The organism is Faecalibacterium faecis, from assembly GCF_040096475.1.
Lineage (GTDB): Bacteria > Bacillota > Clostridia > Oscillospirales > Ruminococcaceae > Faecalibacterium > Faecalibacterium taiwanense.
This window is the reverse complement of record NZ_JBBMEP010000046.1, coordinates 1-1,805: the sequence shown is the minus strand read 5'-3', so window position 1 is coordinate 1,805 and position 1,805 is coordinate 1. Positions and strand designations below refer to the sequence as shown.

3 protein-coding genes and 1 pseudogene are annotated in these 1,805 nt (G+C 50.4%); 3 read left to right on the top strand and 1 reads right to left on the bottom strand.

The genetic code is table 11. The features are described 5' to 3' along the window. Positions 1-102 precede the first annotated feature (102 nt). Positions 103-195 (bottom strand): annotated as a pseudogene (locus tag WMO17_RS13015) (DUF6061 family protein); the annotation flags it as partial. 135 nt (positions 196-330) lie between these two features. Here WMO17_RS13015 and WMO17_RS13010 point away from each other — a divergent pair. The 3 genes from WMO17_RS13010 to WMO17_RS13000 form a co-directional block, all read left to right on the top strand. Beyond that, complete coding sequence (locus WMO17_RS13010; protein WP_035393314.1) at positions 331-636, top strand: type II toxin-antitoxin system RelB/DinJ family antitoxin; 306 nt, start codon at positions 331-333, stop codon at positions 634-636. Further along, entirely contained in the window at positions 633-953 is a 321-nt protein-coding gene (locus WMO17_RS13005; RefSeq protein WP_349138322.1) for a type II toxin-antitoxin system RelE/ParE family toxin, read from the top strand. The genes WMO17_RS13010 and WMO17_RS13005 overlap by 4 nt, the downstream gene beginning before the upstream one ends. Positions 954-966: 13 nt before the next feature. Beyond that, on the top strand, positions 967-1,805 hold an 839-nt coding region (locus WMO17_RS13000; RefSeq protein ID WP_349138321.1), incomplete at its 3' end, for a recombinase family protein.

Below are 1,805 nucleotides of genomic sequence, written 5' to 3'. Positions count from 1 at the left end.
GTTGTGGAAAAACTTGATAACTATTAACAAACCGATAGCCCTCTATTTGCAATGATCGCAAGTAGAGGGCTGTTGGTTTTATCTGTATATTCTAATTAAAGGTCAATCTTCTAGTCTGCCATGGTCGCAGCCAAGTGAGAGGTAATGTTCAAGCTCCCCACCCAGTACAAGCTGGGCGTACTCCAAAGATTTATTCTAACGAATGAATATTCTGCGTTTTAAACAATTTAACGACGAATATATTGTGTAATATAGAGAATTTCAATTGCGACTTCGCACTCGATTGACTTGTAATGCAAAAAGCATTACAATAAATTCGAGGTGATAACCATGGAAAAAACGATGACACTCAATCTCCGTGTCAACCCGACCGTTAAGCAGCAAGCCGAGGATGTGCTGAAGCAGCTGGGTATCCCGATGGCAACCGCCATTGATATGTACCTGCGCCAGATCACCCTGACTGGCGGCATTCCCTTTTCGCTGTCCCTGCCGAAGGCTCCTGCGGCTCTGAACGCTGACACCATGACCGATGACCAACTCCATGCAGCCTTGCAGGTGGGCATTAAGGAAATCCAGAACGGTGATACCGTGGATGCCGCAAGCGCATTCGCACAGTTCAGGGAACAGCACAGATGAAACAGTATGACGTGAAAATTTCCCATACAGCCCTTAGCGACATGGAGCAGATTTACAGCTATATTGCTGACCGTCTGTTGGAGCCTGACACGGCTATGGGGCAGTATAACCGCATTGCAGAAGCCATCCAGTCGCTGAACATTCTGCCGGAACGCTGTGCGCTGGTAGAGAGCGAGCCGGAGCGCACCCAAGGGCTGCGGCAGATGCTGGTGGATAACTACTCGGTGTTCTACATCGTGGGCGAGGATACCGTGTCTGTGGCTCGTGTGCTGTACAGTGCATCCGACCTTGTGCGCCGCCTGCGGAGAATGAAGTGAAAGGGGTGTTTGCATGACCGCCGTGATCTACGCCCGCTATTCGTCGGACAACCAGCGTGAAGAATCCATCGAAGGACAGATTCGTGAATGTACGGCTTATGCCGAAAAGAACGGCATCACCGTGGTCAAACACTACATTGACCGCGCCCTTTCCGCAAAAACCGACAACCGCCCGGATTTCCAGCAGATGATCAAGGACAGCGAAAAGCGGCTATTTGACATTGTGTTGGTCTGGAAACTTGACCGTTTCGCCCGAAATCGCTATGATTCGGCCCACTATGAGTACCAGTTGGAACGAAATCACGTCAAGCTGGTATCTGCCACGGAGCCTATCTCTGACAGCCCTGCGGGTATCATGGTCAAGAGTATGCTCACCGGCATGGCTGAATACTACTCGGCAGAACTTTCTGAAAAAGTTGTGCGCGGCATGACTGAGAATGTGCTGAAAGGCAAGTACAACGGCGGCACGATTCCCATTGGCTTCAAGGTGGACGAGGAGAAGTTCTTTCAAGTCGACCCGCTGAAAGCTCCCTTTGTGGTAGAAGCCTTTCAGCGGTACAACGATGGCGCAACCATGAAAGAATTGATGAACTGGCTGAACGACAGCGGCGTGACTACCAACCGCAACCAGAAGTTCACCTACAACAGTGTTCAGAAGCTGCTGACGAACAAACGGTACATTGGTGAAAACCACTTCAAGGATATCGTAATGCCGGACAGCATCCCGGCCATCGTGGACAAGGACTTGTTTGAAGAAGTGCAGCAAAAAATCAAGAAGAACAGCCGCGCTCCTGCCCGTCACAAGGCCGAGGACGATTACTTGCTCACCACCAAGCTGTTCTGCGGAATGTG